The sequence below is a fragment of the Gemella taiwanensis genome, assembly GCF_054054385.1.
This window is the reverse complement of the sequence record NZ_JBSMTL010000008.1, coordinates 34296-59551: the sequence shown is the minus strand read 5'-3', so window position 1 is coordinate 59551 and position 25256 is coordinate 34296. Positions and strand designations below refer to the sequence as shown.

23 protein-coding genes and 1 riboswitch are annotated in these 25256 nt (G+C 32.2%); of the genes, 5 read left to right on the top strand and 18 right to left on the bottom strand.

Annotated features, from left to right (window positions below):
- Positions 1–41 precede the first annotated feature (41 nt).
- The 18 genes from ACWOA3_RS06595 to gnd form a co-directional block, all read right to left on the bottom strand.
- Positions 42–947: an FAD:protein FMN transferase gene (locus ACWOA3_RS06595; protein WP_456884888.1), complete on the bottom strand. Its 906-nt coding sequence runs from the start codon at positions 945–947 to the stop codon at positions 42–44.
- Between the two features lie 577 nt (positions 948–1524).
- Positions 1525–1821 carry a hypothetical protein gene (locus ACWOA3_RS06590; protein WP_003147883.1) on the bottom strand — a complete coding sequence of 99 codons (297 nt, stop codon included), beginning with the start codon at positions 1819–1821 and terminating at the stop codon, positions 1525–1527.
- Positions 1821–2513 carry an N-acetylmannosamine-6-phosphate 2-epimerase gene (locus ACWOA3_RS06585; protein ID WP_003147884.1) on the bottom strand — a complete coding sequence of 231 codons (693 nt, stop codon included), beginning with the start codon at positions 2511–2513 and terminating at the stop codon, positions 1821–1823. The genes ACWOA3_RS06590 and ACWOA3_RS06585 overlap by 1 nt, the downstream gene beginning before the upstream one ends.
- Positions 2514–2517: 4 nt before the next feature.
- A complete protein-coding gene (locus ACWOA3_RS06580) occupies positions 2518–3345 on the bottom strand; it encodes a carbohydrate ABC transporter permease (protein ID WP_003147885.1) in 828 nt (275 codons plus the stop codon).
- 11 nt (positions 3346–3356) lie between these two features.
- The gene (locus ACWOA3_RS06575; protein ID WP_003147886.1) at positions 3357–4262 is read right to left on the bottom strand and encodes a carbohydrate ABC transporter permease; all 906 of its coding nucleotides are present in this window, start codon (positions 4260–4262) and stop codon (positions 3357–3359) included.
- A 72-nt stretch (positions 4263–4334) separates the two neighbouring features.
- Positions 4335–5636 carry an ABC transporter substrate-binding protein gene (locus ACWOA3_RS06570; protein ID WP_456884864.1) on the bottom strand — a complete coding sequence of 434 codons (1302 nt, stop codon included), beginning with the start codon at positions 5634–5636 and terminating at the stop codon, positions 4335–4337.
- Between the two features lie 54 nt (positions 5637–5690).
- Positions 5691–6794 carry an ABC transporter ATP-binding protein gene (locus ACWOA3_RS06565; protein WP_003147888.1) on the bottom strand — a complete coding sequence of 368 codons (1104 nt, stop codon included), beginning with the start codon at positions 6792–6794 and terminating at the stop codon, positions 5691–5693.
- 537 nt (positions 6795–7331) lie between these two features.
- Positions 7332–8648, bottom strand: a complete 1317-nt coding sequence (eno, locus tag ACWOA3_RS06560) for a phosphopyruvate hydratase (RefSeq protein ID WP_048803384.1) — start codon at positions 8646–8648, stop codon at positions 7332–7334.
- A gap of 66 nt (positions 8649–8714) precedes the next feature.
- Positions 8715–9479 carry a triose-phosphate isomerase gene (gene tpiA, locus ACWOA3_RS06555; RefSeq protein ID WP_003147890.1) on the bottom strand — a complete coding sequence of 255 codons (765 nt, stop codon included), beginning with the start codon at positions 9477–9479 and terminating at the stop codon, positions 8715–8717.
- Between the two features lie 26 nt (positions 9480–9505).
- Complete coding sequence (locus ACWOA3_RS06550; RefSeq protein WP_316451988.1) at positions 9506–10702, bottom strand: phosphoglycerate kinase; 1197 nt, start codon at positions 10700–10702, stop codon at positions 9506–9508.
- Between the two features lie 96 nt (positions 10703–10798).
- Positions 10799–11806 (bottom strand): type I glyceraldehyde-3-phosphate dehydrogenase, encoded by a 1008-nt coding sequence (gene gap / locus ACWOA3_RS06545; protein ID WP_003147892.1) that lies wholly within the window; start codon positions 11804–11806, stop codon positions 10799–10801.
- 13 nt (positions 11807–11819) lie between these two features.
- Positions 11820–12014: a sugar-binding domain-containing protein gene (locus ACWOA3_RS06540; RefSeq protein WP_456884886.1), complete on the bottom strand. Its 195-nt coding sequence runs from the start codon at positions 12012–12014 to the stop codon at positions 11820–11822.
- Positions 12015–12051: 37 nt separating this feature from the next.
- Positions 12052–12843, bottom strand: a complete 792-nt coding sequence (locus ACWOA3_RS06535; protein WP_456884858.1) for a sugar-binding domain-containing protein — start codon at positions 12841–12843, stop codon at positions 12052–12054.
- A gap of 192 nt (positions 12844–13035) precedes the next feature.
- Positions 13036–13662 carry a hypothetical protein gene (locus ACWOA3_RS06530; protein ID WP_003147896.1) on the bottom strand — a complete coding sequence of 209 codons (627 nt, stop codon included), beginning with the start codon at positions 13660–13662 and terminating at the stop codon, positions 13036–13038.
- Between the two features lie 98 nt (positions 13663–13760).
- Positions 13761–14723: an asparaginase gene (locus ACWOA3_RS06525; protein WP_035467238.1), complete on the bottom strand. Its 963-nt coding sequence runs from the start codon at positions 14721–14723 to the stop codon at positions 13761–13763.
- Positions 14724–14738: 15 nt separating this feature from the next.
- Positions 14739–15314, bottom strand: a complete 576-nt coding sequence (locus ACWOA3_RS06520; RefSeq protein WP_003147898.1) for a beta-class carbonic anhydrase — start codon at positions 15312–15314, stop codon at positions 14739–14741.
- A gap of 165 nt (positions 15315–15479) precedes the next feature.
- A complete protein-coding gene (zwf, locus tag ACWOA3_RS06515) occupies positions 15480–16871 on the bottom strand; it encodes a glucose-6-phosphate dehydrogenase (protein WP_003147899.1) in 1392 nt (463 codons plus the stop codon).
- Positions 16843–18255, bottom strand: coding sequence for a decarboxylating NADP(+)-dependent phosphogluconate dehydrogenase (gene gnd, locus ACWOA3_RS06510; protein WP_003147900.1), 1413 nt, complete (start codon positions 18253–18255; stop codon positions 16843–16845). The genes zwf and gnd overlap by 29 nt, the downstream gene beginning before the upstream one ends.
- Positions 18256–18703: 448 nt before the next feature.
- Here gnd and aldA point away from each other — a divergent pair, with 448 nt between their 5' ends.
- The 5 genes from aldA to ribA all read left to right on the top strand — a co-directional run bounded on the left by aldA (position 18704) and on the right by ribA (position 25243).
- On the top strand, positions 18704–20155 hold the full coding sequence (gene aldA / locus ACWOA3_RS06505) for an aldehyde dehydrogenase (RefSeq protein ID WP_456884846.1): 1452 nt from the start codon (positions 18704–18706) through the stop codon (positions 20153–20155).
- A gap of 457 nt (positions 20156–20612) precedes the next feature.
- Complete coding sequence (locus tag ACWOA3_RS06500; RefSeq protein ID WP_456884844.1) at positions 20613–21956, top strand: sodium-dependent transporter; 1344 nt, start codon at positions 20613–20615, stop codon at positions 21954–21956.
- A 162-nt stretch (positions 21957–22118) separates the two neighbouring features.
- Positions 22119–22243: riboswitch (FMN riboswitch) on the top strand.
- A gap of 165 nt (positions 22244–22408) precedes the next feature.
- On the top strand, positions 22409–23479 hold the full coding sequence (ribD, locus tag ACWOA3_RS06495; RefSeq protein WP_456884840.1) for a bifunctional diaminohydroxyphosphoribosylaminopyrimidine deaminase/5-amino-6-(5-phosphoribosylamino)uracil reductase RibD: 1071 nt from the start codon (positions 22409–22411) through the stop codon (positions 23477–23479).
- A complete protein-coding gene (locus ACWOA3_RS06490; protein WP_003147905.1) occupies positions 23464–24075 on the top strand; it encodes a riboflavin synthase in 612 nt (203 codons plus the stop codon). Before ribD ends, ACWOA3_RS06490 begins: the two co-directional genes overlap by 16 nt.
- Entirely contained in the window at positions 24068–25243 is a 1176-nt protein-coding gene (ribA, locus tag ACWOA3_RS06485; protein ID WP_442566270.1) for a GTP cyclohydrolase II, read from the top strand. Before ACWOA3_RS06490 ends, ribA begins: the two co-directional genes overlap by 8 nt.
- Positions 25244–25256 lie beyond the last annotated feature (13 nt).

Here is a 25256-nt window from a genome sequence, read left to right as displayed (position 1 = left end):
TAAATTAATAGTATTTTCAGTATTCTTCAAGATATTATCAGCTAACATATTATTTTATCTAGCACTCCGCTTGTATAATAGATTTTACCTTCAATTGTTACAACAACACCTTCTATATCAGGTAAACTATCTATTTCATCCATAATATCTTCGACATTTTTTCCAAATAACCTTGTAGTCCAAATTTCTCCATCCACCGAGGCTGTTGAAATTATAGACAAACCTGCTACATTTGTTTCAACGGGATAACCAGTTTTCGGATTTAATATATGATGATAAGTTTTTCCGTTTTCTGTGTAATTACGTTCATAAATACCAGAAGTTACAACAGATTGATTTTTTATACCTATAGTAAATAAGTGATTTCCCCTAGGTTCCACAGGATTTTGAATACCTATGCGCCACATTAAATCTGGATTATGCTTAGCATCACCAAAAGTTAATACGTTACCACCTAGATTAATTAAACCCGCATCTACACCTCTTTTTTTCAAATATTCAATCATTAAATCCGCAATATATCCTTTTGCTACGGCACCTAAATTAATAGCCATACCTTTCTTTGCAAGATAGACAGATTGCTCTTCTTCATTGAGAATTATTTGATTAGGATCTGTTATTTCTAATAGACTATCAATTTCTTGTTTTGTTGGAACTTTGACATCATTAAATCCTATTCTCCATGTCTGCACAATTGGTCCAATAGCTATGTTTAAAAAGCTATTAGGCGCACAGCTGTGAAGTTTTCCAATTTTTATCAAATCAAATAAATCTGGATGAACTTTGACAGCTTTAATACCTGCATTATGATTTACAACCATAAGTTCAGAACTATCATCGTTTGCACTAAATCTATGCTCATACATCTTTAACATTTCCACAGCATCATCTAAAATATTTTCAGCATCAATGCTATCAAAAATAAGAATATCTATATGAGAACCCATTAATTTTAAGGTCTTTCTTCTTAAATTCATTTTTTTACACCTTACAATAAAAAATTTATTTGCTTAAGATAACTAAATATGTTGTATACATCTACAAGAAACCTGTTATTAAAAGACAAAGTAATAATAGATAATTAATACTTTAATTACATTATATAACAGAAATAACTTCAAATCAACAAAATATTTCACTCATAAAGACTGACTTAATACCGATTTTCATTAAAAAACACAATAAAAATTAACTGAGTTTATGTTTCTTTATATAAAAAATCTACAAATATAAATAGATATATACTGTGAAAAAACTTGAAAACCTTTATTTTATTAGATTTCCTTAAACTTTATATTTTTATTAAATTTACTAAATTTAAAATGTTATAAAATTATAAAAATACAAATATAAGTTTAAAAAAAATATATTTTCATCAAATTATTTCATATTTTCATTGATTTTCATTTTTAATTAAAAATAAAAATGCAATTTCTAAATTAATATTATAATAAATAAAAAGCTATTGATTAGCCCTAAACTATGATAATATATCACAACTTTAAAACAATCAATAGCTCTATTTTAGTTTTTTACTTTTAACTTAATTTTTCTAATCGTGAAAATGAGCACATTCATTACAATACTCGAAAACACTATTGGTAAATATACATTAAGAACAGATGCTCCAACCTCTTGACCTTCTATCAATTTATAGTATATTCCTATGAATAATACAGCTAATGCTAGAGCATTTATCAATAATGGAGAAAGCCATATCTTTTTAAACGCTATATTCAATATATGTGTTATAAACCATGATCCAAGTATATACCATTTACTGTAGGTATACCAATATGCTAATAAAACTAATACACTCATTATCTCAACTCACTTAAAAATCTTGTTGCAATTTCTTGCGGTCTTGTTATCGCTCCACCAACAACTATACAATGCGCCCCTGCTTCAAACGCTTGTTTTGCTTGTTGTGGAGTATGAATTTTACCTTCTGCAATAACAGGCACTTTTACATTTTCTACGATTTCTCTTACTAAACCAGGATTAAATTGTTTTGAATCTTCCGTGTATGGTGTATAGCCATTCATAGTTGTCCCAACAAAATCAACTCCAGCTTTTTCAGCTTCAATTGCTTCTTCTAAAGTTGAAATATCTGCCATCAACAAGACATTTGGATATTTTTCTTTAATTTCTTTTACAAATTCACTTGGAGTTCTTCCATCTCCTCGCTCTCTATTTGTACAATCAAGAGCAATTATATCAGAATTAGCTTCTACCAATTTATCTACTTCATCCATTGTAGCTGTTATATAAGAAGCATAACCCTCATATGATTTTTTAATTATACCAATTACAGGTAAGTTAGTTTGTTCTTTTATTTGTTTAATATCTAAAACACCTTGAGCTCTAATAGCTTTTACCCCAGCATTTTTTACAGCCTGTGCCATTAAGCACATTACTCCACCTTCTTCTCTATATAAAGCTTCTCCTGGTAGAGCTTGACAAGAAACTATCATTTCTCCTTTTAGATATTCTAATAATTGTTGTTTCTCCATAAGATTATCCTTTCACGGCTCCTAAAGTAACACCTTGAGTAAAGTAATTTTGGAAACAGATAAACACGATTATCATAGGTAATGATGCTAATGATGCCCCTGCCATTAATAGCCCATAGTCATTAGAGAACTCTTGCCCTTGTGCTAACGCTGCTAGTCCTAATGGTAATGTAGACATATCAGGTGTGTTAGAAAAGATTAATTGTGAGAAGTAATCATTCCAACTAGCTATAAATGTAAAGATTGCTAACGCACCAATACCTGGTTTAATAATCGGTAATGCAATGTTCATAAATGTTCTTACTTCACCACAACCATCAATTCTTGCTGATTCAAGTAATTCTGTTGGAATTGCTTGTGAGAATTGTCTCATTAAGAATACTCCAAATGGCCATCCTACCGCTGGTAAAATTAATGCATAGTAAGTATTCATTAAGTTAAATTCAGTAATTAAGTTTAATAAAGGTATTAAAATTACTTGTTTTGGTAAGGCCATCGCTGCAACAAAGACCATGAAAATAACTTTAACTCCTGGGAAATTTTTCTTAGCTAATGCATATCCTGCTAATGCTGATGTCGCACATACTAAGAATGTTGTCATTACTGAAATAAATACTGAGTTGAAAAACCATCTTAGAGTATTTGATGTGAATAACTTATTATAGTTTTCCAAAGTTGGAGATGTCGGCCACCATTCAGGTGGAATTGTTATAGCTACATCTTGTAACTTAAACGATCCCGATGCAATCCAGTAGAATGGAAATATAAAGAATATAGTTAATCCAATCAATATTATCATAGATACTATTTTAAAAATACTAATACTTTTCATCCTAAATCCTCCTAATCATTGTCTGTAGATAGAAACTTGAATTGTAAGATAGAAATTATTCCAATAATTACCGCAAGGATAATACCCATCGCACTAGCTACACCATGATTTCCATTTTTAATTGCTGCTTCATATACTAAATACATAATTGTACTTGTTCCGTAGTTCGGTCCCCCTGCTGTTAATAACTGAATTAAGGCGAAAATTTGGAACGAGTTAATTGTTGTTACAACAACAATATATAATGTTGTTGGTTTAATAAGCGGCCAAGTAATTTTTGTAAATACTTGCCATTTTGTTGCTCCATCAATTTCAGATGCTTCTAATAATTCTTTCGGTACGTTACCTAAAGCAGCAACATAAAGAATTATCGGTTGACCTAGCGAAGTAGTAATAAGAATCGTAATAATAGCATATAATGCTGTTTTCGGATTCCCTAACCAATCGACATTTTCATTAATTATGTGCATAGACTTAAACACATAGTTTAAAATTCCATATTCTGGGTGATAAATCCAAGCCCAAACTACTGTAACAGATACTACTGAAGAAATAGCTGGGATATAGAATACTCCACGGAAGAATGATCTTACAACTGCACTCTTATTATAAATTGTTACCGCAACAAATATTGAAACCAATACAACTATCGGTACCGCAACTACAGTTACAACAACTGTATTAATAAGAGATTTCATAAATGGTTCATGGATTGTTGCTCCATTTCCACTGAATAATAAATCTGAATAGTGTTTCAATCCAACAAATACTGGATTTTTCTTAGCAAAACTATATAATGATAACTGAAGTCCACGTAACATCGGGACCAAAACAAATGTTATAAAAAATATACTAACCGGCAAAATAAATAAATATGCACTAAAGTCTATTTTTTTTCTTTTCTTAGTAGTCTTCATAGCTCCTCCTAAAAAGTTATTATTTTATCTTAAAAAGGGATAGAAGCAACTCTATCCCCTTTATACGTCAAATTACAATGCTTCTTTTATTGTTTTATTTGCATCTTCAACAAATTTATCTAATCCTTCTTTAGGTGAAGTTTTTCCGTTTAATACACCTTGAACCATATTGAACCAAAGTGGTCTCATTTTAGCAAATCCAGGAATTGTGTTATAGTATGTTCCATATTGACTTGTTAGACCTTCAGCGAATTTAAGTTCTTCTGAATCGTATAATCCTGTTTCACCTTTTTTAGCTGAGAAGTTACCAGATGCTAATAGAGTACGTTTACCCCAATCTTTATCATTTACCATGAAGTCAACGAATTTTTTAGCTGCTGCTGCTTTATCTACATCACCATTATCAAAGATAGCTGGTCCAGCTACTAAGTAGTCATATTTAGCTTTTCCACCATTGTTAGGGAATGGTAAGAATTTGTAGTTAAATCCTGATGCATGTGATGCTGCGATACCTGGTGAGAATAAGATTGTAGTTGCTGCACGTCCTGATTTGAATGCTTCTAGAGCATCTTTAGCTTCTAAGGCAACACCTTGACCTAATAAACCTTCATCATATGCTTTTTTAACCCATTCTAAACCTTTAACACCATTTACATCATTGATTGTATATTTACTGTTTGCATCATCTGTAATCCAAGAGTTGTATAAGTTTGCAACGAATGCTCTTGGCCCTTGGTCTCCTGCTTGTGATTTAGTATAGAATAAAGCTGGAGTGATGTTTGAATCTTTTTGTTTAACTGCTTTTAAGAATTTTTCATATTCTTCAACTGTCCAACTTCTATCTTGTTTGTTAAGAGGTAGAAGATCTGTTACTCCTAATTTATCAGTTAGGTCTTTGTTTACACCCATTAAGAATGGTGCTACCCCTTGTGGATACATGTAAAGTTTATCTTTGTAACTAGAAGCTTTAACTGCTGCTTCATTTAATTTAGATTTATCTACATCATCTAAAGGAACTAATAAATCTTTCGCTGCCCAAGCAATTACACGACCTGGTGCATCGTAAATTACGTCTGGAGCAGTTTTTGATTGAATAGCTGTTTCTATTTTAGCTGGTCCATCTGTAAATTCTATTTTTTGATAATTTACTTTAATATTTGGGTTTTTCGCTTCGAAAGCTTTAATTAAAGCTGCATCGAAATCCTCAGTTTTCTTAAATTCTTTATCTTTAGTGAATTGTGGGAAGTCCCAATAAGTAATTTCTACTTTTTTGTTCGGGTCAGCTTGTTTTTCTTCTTTTTTACCACCCACACACCCTGTTAAAACAAGTGCAGTTGTTGCTGCTACAGCAAGCAGCTTATTTATTTTTCTCATAATATGAGCCTCCTTATTATTTTATGTTTTTAAAAATTTGACGTCTTATTTAAACTAATCTAAAATACTAAGCTCAGTATCTACATCAAAGAAATGAGCTCTATTCATATCTAGAGCAAAAGTTAATTCATCACCCATTTTAATATTTTGTCTTGAGTGTACAATTGCTTTGATATTTTCTCCATTTAAATCAGTATGAACGATATATTCAGAACCTAATAACTCAGCCACAATTACTTTTGAAGTAATTTTAGCATGTGAATAAGTTTCTAATACTAACGGATCATTTGAAATATTTTCAGGTCGAATCCCTAAAACAACTTCTTTCCCTTCGTATCCTAATTCTTTTAATTTTTCATAATATCCAACAGGAATCTCAATATTCCCACCACCTTTTGTAACAAAGTTACCTTCTACAACTTTTCCTCTCATGAAGTTCATAGTTGGTGCTCCGATAAATCCAGCTACAAAAAGATTTTCAGGATGATCATAAATATCTTTCGGACTTCCTACTTGTTGAACTATACCTTTCTTCATTACAACAATTCTGTCAGCCATTGTCATAGCTTCAGTCTGATCGTGTGTTACATAGATTGTAGTTGCACCTAAAGTATTGTGGATTTTAATGATTTCCGCTCTCATATTACTTCTTAGTTTAGCATCTAAGTTAGATAGAGGTTCATCCATAAGGAAAACTTTAGGACTTCTAACTATTGCACGTCCAAGCGCAACCCTTTGTCTTTGACCTCCAGAAAGTGCTTTAGGTTTTCTATCTAAAAGTTCTTCTAGTCCTAAAATTTTTGCTGCTTCTTCTACTTTAGCCTTAATTTCCTCTTTTGGAACTTTTCTTAATTTTAAAGCGAATGCCATATTATCAAAAACTGTCATATGTGGATACAGCGCATAACTTTGGAATACCATTGCGATATCTCTATCCTTAGGTTCAACATCATTAACTAATCTATCCCCTATATAAAATTCTCCTTCAGTTATGTCTTCTAGACCAGCAATCATTCTAAGTGTTGTAGATTTTCCACATCCAGATGGTCCAACAAAAACGACGAATTCCTTATCGGCTACTTCTAAATTAAAATCCGTTACCGCGCAGAAACCATTATCATATTTTTTATAAATATTTTTTAATGATAAACTTGCCATATTAGCCTCCTGTTAATTAAATATTTATCTTTTCTCTAAAATAGTATCATATATGAAACCGCTTGTAAAGATTTTTATTCGTTAATTTAATGTTGTAACTTTAAAAATAATCCATTATTTTTTTATTTCATTTAAACAATAATCAAACTTGTATAACAACAAAATATGACTAACAAGGATAAAGTGAACATTTTCAAAGATAATACAAACATTTCTATAGTTGTTTTTTTATTATATTTATTTAATCATTTATATACTAAATTTAATACATTAACACTAGTATAAATTTTAGTACCTTTTTAAAATATCTAATTTTACCTATTTTCATTTTTAAATTACCTTTTAGTTTATAATTCAATATTGCAATCGTTTTACATTCTTATATTTTACATTTGACTAGGCAAATACTGAATTTATTCCATTTAATATATTGTAAATATACCTTAATATTTTTTTATATTTTAATGAGTAAAAATATAATTATTTAAACAAAAAAAGCAAGAGCCTTTAGCTCTTGCTTCTTTTAAAATATTCTAATTAGCGTTTGATGTTGTAGAATGCTTGAACACCTGGGTATACAGCTGTAGCATCTAATTCATCTTCAATACGTAATAATTGGTTGTATTTAGCAATACGGTCTGTACGGCTAAGAGAACCTGTTTTGATTTGTCCTGCGTTAGTTGCAACTGCGATATCTGAGATTGTAGAGTCTTCAGTTTCTCCAGAACGGTGAGAAATTACAGCTGTGTAACGAGCACGTTTAGCCATTTCAATAGCGTTTAGAGTTTCAGTTAAAGTACCGATTTGGTTAACTTTGATTAGGATTGAGTTACCAACACCTTGTTCGATACCTTGTGATAATTTTTTAGTGTTAGTTACGAATAAATCGTCCCCTACTAATTGCACACGGTTACCGATACGGTCTGTAAGTAATTTCCATCCTTCCCAGTCGTTTTCATCCATACCATCTTCGATAGTGATGATTGGGTATTTGTTTACTAATTCTTCTAAGTAATCAACTTGTTGTGCTGAAGTACGAACTGCTCCACCTTCACCTTCGAATTTAGCGTAGTTGTATACTCCGTTTTCGTAGAATTCAGAAGACGCACAGTCAAATCCTAAGAATACATCTTTACCTGGTTCTAATCCAGCAGCTTTAATTGCAGCTAAAATAGTTTCAACAGCATCTTCAGTTCCTTCGAATGTTGGAGCGAATCCACCTTCGTCACCTACTGCAGTTGATAAACCACGGTTGTGTAATAATTTAGCTAAGTTGTGGAATACTTCAGCTCCCCAACGTAAAGCTTCTTTGAATGTAGGAGCACCTACAGGTAAAATCATGAACTCTTGGAATGCGATTGGAGCATCTGAGTGAGATCCACCGTTTACGATGTTCATCATTGGAGTTGGTAATTCTTTAGAGTTAGTTCCTCCTAAGTATCTGTATAGAGGTACTCCTAAAGAATCAGCTGCAGCGTGAGCTACTGCTAAAGATACACCTAAGATAGCGTTAGCTCCTAGACGTCCTTTGTTTTCAGTTCCATCTAATTCGATCATAGCGTAGTCAATTCCTACTTGATCAAATACGTCGAATTTACCTTCTAATAAAGGTGCGATTTCTTCATTAACGTTAGTTACAGCTTTAGTTACACCTTTACCTAGGTAACGTCCTTTGTCTCCATCACGTAATTCAACTGCTTCGTATTGTCCAGTTGAAGCTCCTGATGGTACTAATGCACGTCCAAATGCTCCTGATTCAGTTGTTACTTCAACTTCTACAGTTGGGTTACCACGTGAATCTAAAACTTCTCTTGCATATACTTCTGCGATAATATCAAATGTTTTTGCTAACATTAACTTTCTCCTTGTTGTTTAAATTTATAATTCTATTATACTATAATTTATTTAATTTTGCTAAAATTAAGCTAATTTTCCACCTTCTAGAAGTGCTAAGAATGATTCAGCTTCTAGAGATGCTCCACCTACTAATGCACCATCAACATCTGGGCATGATAGGTATTCTTTAACGTTTTCAGGTTTAACTGATCCACCGTATTGAATACGAACTTTTTCAGAAACTTCTTTACCGTATAATCCTTCAACTACATCACGAACTGCTTTACACATTTTTTGTGCATCTTCTTTTGTAGCTGATTTACCAGTTCCGATAGCCCAGATTGGTTCATAAGCAATTACTGATGAAGCTACTTGTTCAGCTGTTAAATCAGCTAAAGCACCTTTTACTTGAGCTCCTACAAACTCAGCTGCTTTTCCTGCTTCGTATGTTTCAAGACTTTCTCCACAACAGATGATTGGTAATAATCCATTAGCAAAGATAGCTTTTGCTTTTTTGTTAATATCTTCATCTGTTTCGTGGAAGTAATCACGACGTTCAGAGTGACCGATTACTACATAGTTTACTCCCATTTCAGATAATACTTTAGGTGAAGTTTCACCTGTGTAAGCTCCTGAATTTTCAAAGTAACAGTTTTGAGCTGCAACTTTTAATCCAGTTCCTTCTGCCGCACTAAGTACTGCACTTAAATCTACAGATGGAGCTGCAATTCCTGCTTCTACTTTATCTGATGATGGTAATTTTCCAGCAAGAGCTTCAACAAACGCTTTAGCTTCTTGTGGGTTTTTGTTCATTTTCCAGTTTCCTGCGATAAATGGTAATCTTGACATGATGTTACTCTCCTTGAGTTTTAAAATTATTTATTAGATAATGAATCAATTCCTGGTAATACTTTTCCTTCTAGATATTCTAGAGATGCTCCACCACCTGTTGAGATGTGTGAGAATTTCTCAGCATATCCTAAAGAAATTGCTGCTGTAGCACTATCTCCACCACCGATAATAGTAGTAGCACCTTCTAAGTTTGCGATAGCTTCACAAACTCCAATTGTACCTTTTGCAAAGTTAGGCATTTCAAATACACCCATAGGTCCATTCCAAATTACTGTTTTTGCTCCTTCAAGAGTGCTCTTGAATAATTCAACAGATTTCGGTCCGATATCTAATCCTTCTTCATCAGGTTGGATATCACCTTGTGCTACACGACTTGGTGCATCGTTAGAGAATTCTTTAGCTACTACTGTATCGATTGGTAATACTAATTTTTCTCCAGCTTTGGCCATTAGTTCACGAGCATATTCAACTTTATCATTTTCACAAAGTGAAATTCCGATTTCTTTACCTTGTGCTTTCATGAAAGTATAAGCCATACCTCCACCAATAATTACTTTATCAGCTTTTTCTAATAAGTTTTCAATAACTGCAATTTTATCAGAAACTTTTGCTCCACCTAAGATTGCAACAAGAGGTCTTTCTGGATTATCAACTGCTCCTCCGATAAATTTGATTTCTTTATCAACTAAGAATCCTGAAGCAGAGTTTCCTTCACCAATGTTAGATGCAATACCTACGTTTGAAGCGTGAGCACGGTGAGCTGTACCGAATGCATCATTTACGAATACATCTCCTAGAGAAGCCCAGTATTTAGCAAGTTCTGGATCATTTTTAGATTCTTTTTTGCCTTCAACATCTTCGAAACGAGTGTTTTCAAACATTAAGATTTCTCCATCTTTTAATCCTTTAACTGCTTCTTCTAATTCAGCTCCACGAGTTTCAGCTACGAATTTTACTTCTTTACCTAATAATTCTGATAATCTAACAGCTACTGGAGCTAAGCTTTTAGATGCTTTATCAGCTTCTTCTTTAACACGGCCTAAGTGTGAGAAAGCAACTACTTTAGCACCTTGATTTAAAGCATACTCAATAGTTGGTAATGCTGCAGTAATACGATTATCGTTTGTAATTTCACCATCTTTTAAAGGCACGTTGAAATCAACACGCATTAAGACAGTTTTCCCTTGTAAGTTACCTAAGTCTTTGATAGATTTCTTCATGGAAAGCTCCTTTTATTTATATTTTAGAATATATGAGACAAGATATAAGTCAAAATTGACTTATATCTTATCTATTCTTCTATTATCTATTATAGATTATTTAATTAATCCTGCAAAGTATTTTAATGTTCTTACTAATTGAGAAGTGTAAGACATTTCGTTGTCATACCAAGAAACAACTTTAACTAATTGTTTGTCTCCAACTGTTAATACTTTTGTTTGAGTTGCATCAAATAATGATCCGTAAGAGATACCTACGATATCAGAAGACACGATTGGATCAACGTTATATCCGAATGATTCGTTAGCAGCAGCTTCCATAGCAGCGTTAACTTCTTCAGCTGTTACAGTTTTTTCTACTACAGCTACTAATTCAGTTAATGAACCTGTTGGTACTGGTACACGTTGAGCAGCTCCATCTAATTTTCCGTTTAATTCTGGGATTACTAATCCGATTGCTTTAGCAGCACCAGTTGTGTTAGGCACGATGTTTTCAGCAGCTGCACGAGCACGACGTAAGTCTCCACCACGGTGAGGAGCGTCAAGTGTGTTTTGGTCTCCAGTGTATCCGTGGATTGTAGTCATTAATCCTTCAACTACTGTGAAGTTATCGTGTAAAGCTTTAGCCATTGGAGCTAAACAGTTAGTTGTACAAGAAGCACCTGAGATAACTGTTTCTGTTCCGTCTAGAGTTTCGTGGTTTACGTTGTAAACGATAGTTTTAACGTCGTTTCCACCTGGAGCTGAGATAACAACTTTTTTAGCTCCTGCTTGAACGTGAGCTTCTGCTTTTTCTTTAGAAGTAAAGAATCCAGTACATTCTAATACTACATCGATTCCTAATTCTCCCCATGGTAATTCAGTTGGGTTAGGGTTAGCGAATGCTTTGATTTCTTTTCCGTTTACTACTAAGCTTCCTTCAGCTGCTGATACTTCTCCATCAAAACGACCTTGAGTTGTGTCATATTTTAATAAGTGTACTAGTTGATTAACTGGTGTTAAGTCGTTAATCGCTACTACTTCAATTCCTTCTACGTTTTGGATTCTTCTTAATGCAAGACGTCCGATACGTCCAAATCCGTTAATTGCTACTTTTACTGTCATTTTTTAGTTCCTCCTAAAAATTTTTATTAACTTTTTTTATTATTTTTTTGCAAATAGCCTCATCAATAATTAGTGTCGCATTTGCTGGTCTAGTATTTAAGTAACTAAATACTGCATCAGCTTTTTCTTCTCCACCAACTATCGTAAAGACATTATCAATGCCATCAACATCTTTAAAACTCATACCTATAGTAGAGGTTTTAAATATTTCACTGCCGTTCTCATCGAAATAACTTCCAAATGATTCACAAACAGCATTTTTTTTCTTCCAATACTTTCAAAATATCTTTAGAAGATTTTCTTCTATTCGCCATTTCAAAAGCTTTCCCTATACTATGGATAATTATCGATGTTTTACTTATAACATCTAGAGCATTTTTTACGACTGGTTCTTTTACAAGTTCTTCTAATGCTTTTTGTCCTATATTATCTGGTGCATGTAATAATTGATAATTATGTCCAGAATTTTTTGCCATCTTAGAGGCTATATCATTGGCTTGATATTCTGTATTTACTACAGATAATCCCCCTCTGATAGGCGTTATAGTAACATCTTTTCCATAACCAAATGTTTCATTAACTCTGCCGGCTATGTAATACATCGTACTACCACCGCTGACTCCAATTACGCATTCTTTAGTTATCTTAGCATTAACCTTATCCAAGAGTAAGTTAGTCATTTCTTCTCTAGTGGCTTCATTATTAATAAAGTCACCCGCTACAATGTGAACTTGTTTTATTGAAAAATAATTTTTTATAAAACTTCTCTCTTTGGCAAAAGCATCATTAATAACTGATTCTTTTATCTCCAATAAAAGCTCTTCTCCTTTTTCTGTAAGATTCATTCCCGTAGCTTTTTTTGTTATTAACCCTAACTTGGATAAAACTTCACATTCCGTACGTAATTGTCTTTCCGTCATATTTATAAAGTTTAATAATGTTTTTCGACCTACTGGTTGATTAACTTTTATTGCAATAAGCAATTCATACCTATTACTAAACTTCATAAACATATCAGGTACAAGTCTACTTTGCATATGTAACAAATGTAAAATATCCATCTTATGTTTCCCCTGTTTATTTGAAAGTTTATTTGTGGACACCCCTTGTCCAGTTAGGTCGTTTTTTGACCAACTTATTTCAAAAAAATAAACTTTCTGATTAAAATTATAACAAAGACCTACATAAAAATCAAGTCTTTTAAATAAATTTTAATCAAAAAATTCATCTTATTTTAATATCGTTAATAATTCTATTAGAATAATGAAATAAAATACAAAAATCATTTCATATTCTTTATAATCAACTGGCAAATTAGAAATGTATTGGCTAGGGTAGTTGACCTCTATATCTTTTTTCAGATTTTCTACATTTAAGTTATCAAAGTTGTATCTAACTAGTAACTCATTCAGTTCTTTATCGCTGTAGTAGAATATTTTTTTCACTTTTGAAGAAAATAGACTATCAGCTAGAGTAACATTTTCTATAACTGATAAAACAGATAATAAATCGCGTTGTCCTTTTTTTGAATTCCCTGCTATAACTCCATACAATTTTTGTAATAACAGTCTAGGAATTTTGTATTTTAATTCCAATACTTCAAAATCGATTTTTTCAGTTTTTTTCTTAGTTTTTGATTCTTTTACAGGCTTTGTATCATTTGTTTTTCCACCATCTTTTACAACAAAAACTACGAATTCATCAGCTATTTCAATTATTTCATTTTTATTAAACTCAACTTTTCCATTTAAGTTCTCTAATGTTTTTTCTTGATCTATTTTTTGGTATGGTCGCTTAAATTTATTATCCTCTATTAGATAAAATCCTCTATACGACTTATGATATTTAAATTTCAACTCTACACCTCTTTCCTAATTTTAATCATTTAATATACTACCATAATTATAAAAAATATTCAACCTTCTTCATATTTCAATAACTTCACAAATTATTTCTAAAAATAATTTTTTAAATTATCAAAATCAACTCCTGCTTCTAATAAAACTAATAACTTAATTCTAGCTTTCTGTCCACTAAGTCCTGTTGTAAAAATAACTCCACCTTGTTGGAATCTCTTACCGCCACCTTCGTAATCATATACATCTTGAGTAACACCATTAAATGCACGGGAAACAAATACTACAGGTATTTTCTTCTTAATACATTCTCTTATCGCCGGAACAGTTCTTGGAGGTAAATTACCAGCACCTAGAGCTTCGATCACCAATCCATCTGCTCCAAGATTTGCGACTGCATTAATAAGCTCATCTCCCATACCAGCATACGCCTTTAATAAGTAAACTTTCTTACCAAAAAAATTTACATCGTAATGTTCTTCATTTATTAATTTTTGGAAATAAATTACACTATTTTTAGATACTAATCCTATAGGTCCAAAAGTTGGTGTTTGGAAAGTCGCTACATTTGTAGTATGTGTTTTAGTAACATAGGTAGCTGTATGCACCTCATCATTCATAACTACTAATACACCTTTATCACAACTTTCATCACTAACAGCAACTACTAAAGAACTTCTTAGATTAGCAAGTCCATCCGCTCCTATTTCATTACTAGAACGCATCGCTCCTGTTACCACTACTGGAATATTCACATCTAATGTCAATTCTAAATAATACGCAGTTTCTTCAAGCGTATCAGTCCCATGTGTAACTACTACGCCATCATATCCTTGTGTTACCGCTTCTAGTATCCTATTCTTTATACCTAACATTTCATGTTCTGTTATCTGAGGAGAAGCAAGATGATATAAATCTTCAACTACTAAATCTCCAATATAAGAAAACATACTTCCTCCAACACCAATTGGATTCTTATCAGTCGGCGAAACTTTACCCGTTGTTTGATCTTCACTCATAGAGATTGTTCCACCTGTATTCAAGATTAATATTTTCTTCAACTTACTATCCCCTTTCTATTTTCTTAGATTTTCATAACCATTAACAACTAAATCAACTTTCCCGTTACTTGGATTTATTACTAAACCATGTACAGGGACGTCTTTTGGTATTAATGGATGATTCATAATCATATTAACATCATGCCCAACACTTTCTTCAACATCGTCAAAGCCATGTAGCCAAGTATTTAAATCAAGTCCAGAGTATTGAAGAATATCAATAGTTTCTTTTCCAACACCTCTATCTCGCATTTTTTCCATAATTAGATTAGTATCAATATTTTGCATACCACAGTCGTGATGTCCCATAACTATAATCTCATCTGCTTTTAACATATACACTGCTATTATCAAACTTCTCATAATCGATCCAAAAGGATGAGTTAATATAGCACCTGCATTTTTTACAACTTTAACGTCTCCTGAAGATAGATTCAAAGACTTTGTTGCAAGTTCAACTAACCTTGTATCCATACACGTAAACATTACTACTCTCTTAGCTGGATATTTATCTTCTGTCTTATATTTTTCATACTCTTCGAATTTAACAAAATACTCATTGTATTCTAACATTGAATCTAACAGTCTCATATCTTAACTCCTTTTGAAAATAATTATTTAAATTTTTCTTATATTTTCATTATACTATACTTCATGCTTAACGTAAACTTTCCTAACTAGCAACCCCTAAAAAATCACCTACACTGCAAAAAAGATGTATTGCATGACTTTAAGCCATACAATACATCTAAATAATTATTTAACCCAATCCACTAAATTATCAGCCTCTTTTGGACCTTTTGAACCTTGTTCATATGTGTATAATGGAGAACCTTGTTCTTCATACTTAGCTATAAGTTTATTAACAAATGTCCAAGATTCAACTATTTGATTCCATTGAGAGAATAATGCTCTATCCTCTCTAAAACAAGCATCTAATAATCTTTCATAAGCTTCAGGTGTATTTACTATATTTTCTAGTATACAACTTTGGCAGAAATCAAGTGAAATTGGTTGTAATTCTTGCTCTGTACCTGGTTTTTTAGCATTAAATTGGAAATACACACCTTCTTCAGGTTGAATTTTTATTATTAATACATTACCAGGTGAAGTTCCAACAGACTTAAACTGTACCACTACTTGAGTTTCTCGTTTTTCAAGTTTTTTACCAGTTCTTATAAAGAATGGTACACCTTCCCAACGTTCATTATCTACAAATAATTTAAGTGCAGCATACGTTTCCGTCTTAGAATCTGCAGGAATATTTTGTTCTTGAAGATATCCTTCATATTGTGCCATAACTAAACTTTCATGAACATCTTCAATCGGTTTTAGTGCAGAAAGAAGATTATATTGACTCTCGTGAATACTACGACTTCCCTCTTCTTTTGGTTCTTCCATAGCTACTAATGATAGAACCTGTAATAGGTGATTTTGAACCATATCTTTTAAAGCACCACTCTTATCATAGTAACTAGCCCTAGTTCCAACACCTACAGTTTCTGCAGCAGTAATTTGAACATTTTCGATAAAATCTTTATTCCAAATACCCTTAAAGATGATATTTTCAAAACGTAGAGATAGGATGTTTTGAATCATCTCTTTACCTAGATAATGGTCAATATGATAAATTTCATCTTGATTAAAGAATTTAGCAAGCTCATCATTTAATATTCCAGCTTTTTCTAAATCTTCTCCAAATGGTTTTTCAATAATAACTTTCGCATTATTTTCTGAGCAATATTTTTTAAGACCATTTGTAATAGTTATGAAGAATGATGGAGCTACTGCAAAGTAGTATACATGATTTTGTATATCTTGTTCAGCATAAAATGCTTGTAACATCTCATAGTCATCTTCATTTGTCATATCCATTTTAAAATAGATAATTCTTTCAGCATAAGCGTCGAATTGTTCATCGTCGAATTTAGTACGCGCATACTCTTTTACCCACGTACGAGCAATATCTATATATTCTGACTGTGTATAAGCTCTACGACCAATTACAACAATTTTAAAATCATCGGCTAATTTTCCTAAAACTGTTAAATTGTATAACGCAGGTAACAATTTTCTATATGTAAGATCTCCTGTCCCTCCAAAAAGTGTTATTGCTGTTTTATTTTTCATTGTTTCCAACCCAGTCATAGTGATAATTTCCTTCTTTATCTGTTCTTTCGAAAGTATGTGCTCCAAAATAGTCACGTTGTGCTTGAATTAAGTTAGCACCACTATCTGCTGTAGTGTAGATATCTAAGTAAGAAACTGCAGAAGTCATAGCACTTAGTGGTAATCTATTAGAAATCGCTAAAGCAGCAACTTCACGTAAGCTATCTTGTCTTGTTTCAATAACTTCTTTAAAGAATGGATCAAAGATTAGGTTTTCTAATTTTGGATTATTTTGGTATGCTTCAATAATATTTTGTAAAATTTTCGCTTGAATAATACATCCACCACGGAAAATCTTAGCAATTTGTGAATAATCAAATGTCCAGTTATATTCTTTCTCAGCAGCTTGTAATAATTTGAATCCTTGTGCATAAGATACAATTTTTGAAATAAATAAAGCATCTTTTACAATATTTTTTAATCTTTCTTTATCTTCAACTACTGCATAAGGTTTACGAGCAAATTCTTTTTCAGCACGAACACGTTCTTCTTTAAGATTTGACATATATCTTCCATTTAGCGCAGCTGTAATAACTGATACATCAATTCCTAAATCAATAGCTTGTTCGTTAGTCCACTTCCCAGTACCTTTTTGTTGAGATTTATCTAAGATTTTATCTACTAAGTAGCTTCCATCTTCTTCTTTTACTTTGAAGATATTTGCTGTGATTTCAATTAGATATGATTCTAATTCACCTTTATTCCATTCTTCAAATGTTTTTTGTAATTCTTCATTTGAGAAACCACCTAGGTGTTTAAGAACTTTGTAAGCTTCTGAAATTAGTTGCATATCTCCATATTCGATACCATTGTGAACCATTTTCACATAGTGACCTGCTCCACCAGTTGAAGTATAACTACAACATGGTACATCGTTAACTTTAGCTGCAATAGCTTCTAAAATTGGACGAATTTCTTCGTAAGCTTTTTCATCACCACCAGGCATTAAAGCAGGACCGAATCTAGCACCTTCTTCTCCTCCAGATACACCAACTCCGAAGTAGTTAATTCCTTTTTCTAATAATAGATCATATCTTCTTTGAGTATCTTTGAAGAATGAATTTCCTCCATCAATAATGATATCTCCTTTATCAAGAAGTGGTGTTAATTGTTCAATTAGGCTATCTACAGCAAATCCTGCTTTAACCATTAAAACAATTTTTCTTGGTTTTTCTAATCCATCGATTAATTCTTGTAATGAATATCTCCCTGTTACATTTTTGTGTGGGTGCTCTTCTAGCATTTTATCTACAACAGATGTTGTTCTATTAAATACTGCAACTTTAAAACCATTATCTGCAATATTTAATGCAAGATTACTTCCCATTACTGATAAACCGATAACTCCGATATTTTGTTTCATTAATGAACCTCCTAATGTTTCTTACCTAAGATTATACCACTAAATACATAGCTAATGGAAATATTTTTGCTTGGAAAAATTTTTTACTATTATTTTCTTTAGTTACTTAATGCATTAAAATTTATTATTTTAGACAAACTGTATCAAGTACAATAATAACAATATCATTATCTAATACACCTTCACTTTTATGTATGCGCTTTATTTGATATGTTACAGGAAATAAAAATAATTTAATTCTTTGTACTATTTTTAAATTATTCATTTCTTCTATTTAAAATTATATATAATTTTTTTTGTAAAAATACCTGAATAAAAGTTTAAATACATAAATATATATCAAAAAATACAAACAAAGTACTTGATTTATATTTTTTCATAAGATACAATGTTAATACAGTAATGATAACGTTTACTTATGAGGAAAACAGAAAAAGGAGAATTAACTATGAGTGAAGTTAAAGTTTTAAAAAATTTTATTAACGGGGAATTTGAAGGAAATACAAATTATGATTATATAAACGTACTAAATCCATCTACAGAAGAAGTTATCGCGAAAATCCCTTCTTCTTCAGAAGCTGATGTAGACCGCGCAATTGATGTAGCAGAAGCGGCTCAACGTGATTGGGAAAAATTACCTGCAATTCAAAGAGGTGCATATCTAAGAAAAATTGCTGAACGCATCCGCGAACGTGAACCAGAAATTACACAAACTATTGTTAATGAAGGTGGTAAAACTTTCGATTTAGCAAAAGTTGAAGTATTATTCACAGCAGATTACTTAGATTATATGGCTGAATGGGCTAGAAGATATGAAGGAGAAATTATTCAAAGTGATAGACAAGATGAACACATCTTCTTATTCAAACGCCCTCACGGAGTAACTACTGGTATTTTACCATGGAACTTCCCATTCTTCTTAATCGCTAGAAAAGCAGCACCAGCTTTACTTACTGGTAATACAATTGTATTGAAACCAAGTCAATTAACACCAATAAATGCTGATATTTTTGCTGAAATCTGCGTAGAAGTTGGTCTTCCAAAAGGTATCCTTAATATTATTCACGGACGTGGATCTGTTGTAGGAAATAGATTAGCTTCTAACCCTAAAGTGGGCTTAGTAAGTTTAACAGGTAGCTTAACAGCTGGACAAGAAGTTATGAGAGCTGCCGCTGAAAACATCACTAATGTTTCTCTAGAACTTGGAGGAAAAGCTCCAGCTATCGTATTTAAAGATGCAGATTTAAATCTTGCTGCAAAAGCGATTGTAGCATCTCGTGTAATTAACTCAGGACAAGTTTGTAACTGTGCTGAAAGAGTATATGTTCACGAAGATGTTAAAGACGAATTCGAAAAAATCTTATTTGCTGAACTTGATAAAGTTAAATTCGGTGACCCTAATAAAGAAGGTGGTTTAGATTACGGTCCACTTATCGAAAAACGTGCTGTAGACGCTGTTGCAGAAAAAGTTGCTTATGCAGTAAAACAAGGTGCTACTTTATCATATGGTGGAGCTCGTGATGAAAATCAAGTAGGATACTTCTTTGGACCAACTGTTTTAACAGATGTAACTAACGAAATGAAAATTATGAAAGAAGAAACATTCGGACCAGTAATCCCAGTAGCAACATTCAAAACTTTAGAAGAAGTATTAGAATATGCAAATGATTCAGAATACGGATTAACTTCATCTGTTTACACTACTAACCTAAATACTGCATTCAAAGCTGTGAATGGTCTAAAATTTGGTGAAACATACATTAACCGTGAAAACTTCGAAGCTATGCAAGGATTCCACGCTGGACGTCGTAAATCTGGTATCGGTGGAGCTGACGGTAAACATGGTTTAGAAGAATACTTAACTACTCAAGTTGTTTATATGCAATTAGATAATGAATAATCTATAAAAATTCTAATCAACAATCTAATAAATCATCATACTCAAGTATATATTTGAATATGGTGATTTATTTTATTATACGATTATTCTTTGCTCCTTACCTTTTTATTATCTATGCAAAAGCAACAAATTAAAAGTTTTCAAAAAATTATTGACAAATTTTCAGATAAATGTTAAGATTTTAATTACAATTAATAAAGGAGCTACTCAATAATGAAAACTAATATTTTAACTAGTAAAAGAGAATACTTTTTCGTGCCATTTTAGCAGCACTTATATCTCATAGCATTGTAGATATAAGTGCAACGATGTCTACAATGGCTAGTTAAACATGTTTTCAGGCCATTGGTAAAAATACTAAATGGCCTTGAGTATAGTATTATATATATTTTAAAAGCTATTTAGTATTTTCTAAATAGCTTTTATTTTTTTAACAATTAATAGGAGGAAAAATTTTATGTCAGAAAATTCAAAATGGAGTTCTAAAATAGGTTTCATACTTGCTTCAGCGGGATCTGCGATAGGTCTTGGAGCTGTATGGAAATTCCCATACATGACCGCAGCAAATGGTGGAGGTGGATTCTTACTAGTCTTCCTTATCTTCACTCTTTTAATTGGACTACCACTACTTCTTGCTGAATTCGTACTTGGTCGTGGCGCTGGAGTTTCAGCCATCAGAACTTTTGGTAAACTAGGAAAAAACAAAAATTATAATATTATTGGTTATATCGGTGGATTCGCCCTATTCATCTTACTATCATTCTATAGTGTTATTGGTGGATGGATTTTAGTATACTTAGGTATTTCAATTGCTGATGCTCTTGGGCTTCATGCTACTGGTAATCACGCAGCCCTATTCACTAGTGTTATCTCAAATACTTGGATTGCATTAGGAGCTCAGGCTTTATTCATCTTATTAAATATTCTTATAGTATCTCGTGGTGTTCAAAAAGGTATTGAAAAAGCATCAAAAATCATGATGCCACTATTATTCATCATATTCTTAGTAATTATCGCAAGATCATTAACATTACCAAATGCAATGAGTGGAGTAACTTCCTTCTTAAAACCTGATTTTTCTAAAATCACAAGCTCTGGTATTTTATTCGCACTTGGTCAATCGTTCTTCGCTCTTTCTATCGGGGTTACAGCTATGTTAACTTATGCATCATACCTTGATAGAAGAACTAACCTGGTTCAATCAGGTGTTTCGGTTGTATTAATGAACATTGCCGTTTCTATAATGGCTGGATTGGCAATCTTTCCAGCTATGAGTTCATTCGGAATGGAATCTGAAGGTGGACCGAGTTTATTATTCATCGTATTACCACAATTATTCAACAATATGGCATTCGGTAAAATTTTCTACATTTTATTCTTAATATTATTCTTATTCGCTACTATTACTTCATCTGTAGTTATGTTAGAAATCAATGTAGGAAATATTACTAACCAAAAAAATACTAACCGTACTAAATTCAGTGTAATCATCGGAATCTTAACTTTCATAGTTGGAATTCCTTCTGCTCTATCTTACGGTTCATTATCTGATACATTAATATTCGGAAAAACAGTTTTCGATTTAATGGACTTCTTAGTATCTAATATACTTATGCCACTTGGTTGCTTAGCATTATCAATATTCACCGGATATGTACTAGACAAAAAAGTTGCCAAAGAGCAATTACACATTAACGAGAATAACAAAACAAGCCTAGTATTATTCAGAACATGGCTATTCCTATTAAGATACATACTACCAGTTATTATTCTTATCGTTTGCTTAGCGCAATTTTTATAATATAATTTAAAATTATTAGGAGTGATTCAAATACCGATTTCGTAGAAATACTATCTGTTGAATCACTCTTATTTTTTTTATATTGTTTTAAATATTTTTTATAAATAAACTTTAATTATTGACATGCGTTTTCAATAGTGCTATCATTAAGTCATGAATTAAATATTTCTTCGGGGTAGGGTGTAATTCCCAACCGGCGGTGACTAGTTTTCTAGAAGTCCGTGAGCGCAAGCTGATCTGGTGAGATTCCAGAACCGACAGTATAGTCTGGATGGGAGAAGAAATTATAGCATTAAGATAAATATATCTAATACTACTGATAATATACAACCTAGAATGTATTATAATTATACATTCAGGGCTTTTTATCGAATAATAAACAAACCATCAATCCCGATTATTTGAATCATCAAATATAATCGGGGTTTTATTTTTATAAAGGAGTTGATACTATGCATGAATATTTTATGAATCTTGCTCTATTAGAGGCTAAGCGTGGTGCAAAATATACACATACCAATCCTCTAGTTGGTGCAATTATAGTAAAAGATAATAAAATTGTCGCAAGAGGTTCACACCTTCGTTACGGTTGTGAACATGCTGAAAAAAATGCTATTTCTACTTGCAAAACTCCTGAAAAAATATTTAATTCAACTCTATATGTCACATTAGAACCATGTAACCACAAAGGAAAACAACCTCCTTGTACAGAAACTATATTGAAAATGGGAATCTCTAAAGTTGTTGTTGCTCAATTAGACCCTAATCCAATAGTTAGTGGAAAGGGAATTAAATTCTTACGTGATAATGGAATTGAAGTTATAACTGGTATCTTGGAAAAAGAAGCTTATAATCTAAATTATGCTTACAATTTATTCCACACACAAAAAAGACCTTATGTAGTCTTAAAACAAGCTACCAGTCTTGATGGAAAATTAGCCTTTACTAATGAAAGAACTCAAATAACAGGAAAAGAAGTATATGACTTCGTTAGAAATGAACGTGATAATTATCAAGCTATTCTCGTTGGAGCAAAAACTGTATTAATAGACAATCCAAAATTAACTGGAGCCAATACTTCGTTATATCCACCGAAAAGAATAGTATTAGACAAAGAAGGTTCAATTTTTCAACATAAAGAACTAAATCTCTTTAAAGACGATTCTTCTGACGTTATAGTTTTTTCAAAACATAAAAATGAAGACTTACCTTCGCATGTAACTATCGTTACCCCTAACGACTTTACAATAAAAGAAATTCTTACTGAGATTGCAAAACTTGGTATACAGTCAGTTTACGTAGAAGGCGGTCCTTGTATACATGATCAATTCCTTGCTAGTGGTTATTGGGATGAAGTGATTTCATATATTTCCCCTACACTCTTAGGAGGAAACAATACTTCATCATTTAGTAGTGATAGAACTACTAATGAAAAAATCACTTTACACGATATTAATGTAATAAAACTCGGTGAAGATATAAGAATCTCAGGAAGGAAAGAAAGTCAATGTTTACAGGATTAATAAAAGAACAAGGGAAAATAGTAAAAATAATAAAATCAAGTCACAGTATAAAATTAACAATACAAGCAACTAAAAACTTACTAGAAACATATAAAATTGGTGATAGTATGGCAGTAAATGGAGTATGCTTGACATGTGTCCAAAAAAGTTCATCACAATTCACCGTTGATATTATGCCCGAGACTTATAAGAGAACAACATTTAAAGACTTAAAAGTAAATGACTCTGTAAATCTTGAGCCCGCAATGGGACACTCAGATAGATTTGAAGGGCATATCGTTTCGGGTCACAGCGATGGCTTAGCACAATTAGCAGCAAGACAAAAAGACGAAAATGCTATTCTTCTAACTTTTGCTTATCCAAGTAAATTTCAAGGAGAAATCATTAATCAAGGCTCAATTACTATAAACGGAATAAGTTTAACAGTAGTAACTTGTGACAATAATAAATTTACCGTTTCGTTAATTCCACATACTGCAAAACATACAAATCTAGAAAAATTGAAAATTGGTGACAATGTAAATATTGAGACCGATATTCTAGCAAAATATATAAAAGCTCAATTAAAACTATTTGGAGGAAAGTTAAATGATTAATAATGTACGACAAGCAATCGAAGACTTAAAAGCTGGAAAATTAATCGTTCTTATCGATGATGATGACAGAGAAGCAGAAGGAGATTTAGTAGGCTTAGCTGAACTAGTTACTGGTGAAAATGTAAACTTCATGACGAAACATGCCCGTGGTTTAATTTGTGCACCTGTCTCAACTGAAATAGCTAAACGATTAAACTTGCATTCAATGCTAGATAAAAATACAGATCCTCACGGTACAGCGTTCACAGTAAGTGTTGATTATAAAACATCAACTACAGGAATCTCGGCTTTTGAAAGAGCTACAACTATAAAAGAATTAGCAAATCCTAATTCAAGACCAGAAGATTTTAATAGACCTGGACATATGTTCCCCCTTGTAGGACGTGATGGTGGAATTAAAGTTCGTCGTGGCCACACCGAAGCAAGTTTAGATTTAGCAAGATTAGCTAACAGTACCGAAGCTACATATATCTGCGAAATTATGAATGAAGATGGAACTATGGCTAGAAGAGATGATCTGTATGAATTCGCTAAAAAATGGGATTTAACAGTTGTCGATTTAGATGAGCTAACACGTTTTTTATCATTTGAAGACAGCGTTAAAGTAAAGCTTCCAACAGAATTTGGAGACTTTGATTTACAGCTGTTTGAAGATGAATTTAATAAAGAACATTTAATTATTAGTAAAGGTGATTTAACTTCTGAAGAACCTTTACTGATACGAGTTCACTCAGAATGTTTGACAGGGGATATATTTGCTTCTCATAGATGTGATTGCGGTGAACAATTACACGCCGCACTTCAAAAAATCTCAGAACTTGGTCGAGGAGCTATTCTATATTTAAGACAAGAAGGTCGAGGAATTGGGCTTAGAAACAAACTTCTTGCATACCAATTGCAAGAACAAGGTGTAGATACTTACGATGCTAATGTTCAATTAGGTTTCGCTCCCGATGAGAGGGACTATAGTATTGCAGTAGATATATTAGATTACTTAGGAATAAAATCGGTAAAACTACTTACTAACAACCCTGACAAAGTAGAACAATTAAGTTCTTTAGGAATTAATATAGTTGATCGTGAACCAATTAAGATAAAACCACATAAAGAAAACAAACACTATTTACAAACAAAAAAAATAAGATTTAATCACTTTTTAGATATATAAGGAGAACATTATT

Excerpts from the sequence above, each read along its gene's own strand:
- tpiA (WP_003147890.1), bottom strand. The coding sequence starts at position 9,479 with ATGTCAAGATTACCATTTATCGCAGGAAACTGGAAAATGAACAAAAAC.
- eno (WP_048803384.1), bottom strand. The coding sequence starts at position 8,648 with ATGTTAGCAAAAACATTTGATATTATCGCAGAAGTATATGCAAGAGAA.
- ACWOA3_RS06500 (WP_456884844.1), top strand. The coding sequence starts at position 20,613 with ATGTCAGAAAATTCAAAATGGAGTTCTAAAATAGGTTTCATACTTGCT.
- ACWOA3_RS06490 (WP_003147905.1), top strand. The coding sequence starts at position 23,464 with ATGTTTACAGGATTAATAAAAGAACAAGGGAAAATAGTAAAAATAATA.
- ACWOA3_RS06590 (WP_003147883.1), bottom strand. The coding sequence starts at position 1,821 with ATGAGTGTATTAGTTTTATTAGCATATTGGTATACCTACAGTAAATGG.
- ribD (WP_456884840.1), top strand. The coding sequence starts at position 22,409 with ATGCATGAATATTTTATGAATCTTGCTCTATTAGAGGCTAAGCGTGGT.
- ACWOA3_RS06565 (WP_003147888.1), bottom strand. The coding sequence starts at position 6,794 with ATGGCAAGTTTATCATTAAAAAATATTTATAAAAAATATGATAATGGT.
- ACWOA3_RS06570 (WP_456884864.1), bottom strand. The coding sequence starts at position 5,636 with ATGAGAAAAATAAATAAGCTGCTTGCTGTAGCAGCAACAACTGCACTT.
- ribA (WP_442566270.1), top strand. The coding sequence starts at position 24,068 with ATGATTAATAATGTACGACAAGCAATCGAAGACTTAAAAGCTGGAAAA.
- gap (WP_003147892.1), bottom strand. The coding sequence starts at position 11,806 with ATGACAGTAAAAGTAGCAATTAACGGATTTGGACGTATCGGACGTCTT.
- ACWOA3_RS06535 (WP_456884858.1), bottom strand. The coding sequence starts at position 12,843 with ATGCAAAGTAGACTTGTACCTGATATGTTTATGAAGTTTAGTAATAGG.
- ACWOA3_RS06585 (WP_003147884.1), bottom strand. The coding sequence starts at position 2,513 with ATGGAGAAACAACAATTATTAGAATATCTAAAAGGAGAAATGATAGTT.
- ACWOA3_RS06580 (WP_003147885.1), bottom strand. The coding sequence starts at position 3,345 with ATGAAAAGTATTAGTATTTTTAAAATAGTATCTATGATAATATTGATT.
- gnd (WP_003147900.1), bottom strand. The coding sequence starts at position 18,255 with ATGAAACAAAATATCGGAGTTATCGGTTTATCAGTAATGGGAAGTAAT.
- ACWOA3_RS06550 (WP_316451988.1), bottom strand. The coding sequence starts at position 10,702 with ATGAAGAAATCTATCAAAGACTTAGGTAACTTACAAGGGAAAACTGTC.
- zwf (WP_003147899.1), bottom strand. The coding sequence starts at position 16,871 with ATGACTGGGTTGGAAACAATGAAAAATAAAACAGCAATAACACTTTTT.
- ACWOA3_RS06520 (WP_003147898.1), bottom strand. The coding sequence starts at position 15,314 with ATGAGACTGTTAGATTCAATGTTAGAATACAATGAGTATTTTGTTAAA.
- aldA (WP_456884846.1), top strand. The coding sequence starts at position 18,704 with ATGAGTGAAGTTAAAGTTTTAAAAAATTTTATTAACGGGGAATTTGAA.
- ACWOA3_RS06575 (WP_003147886.1), bottom strand. The coding sequence starts at position 4,262 with ATGAAGACTACTAAGAAAAGAAAAAAAATAGACTTTAGTGCATATTTA.
- ACWOA3_RS06595 (WP_456884888.1), bottom strand. The coding sequence starts at position 947 with ATGGGTTCTCATATAGATATTCTTATTTTTGATAGCATTGATGCTGAA.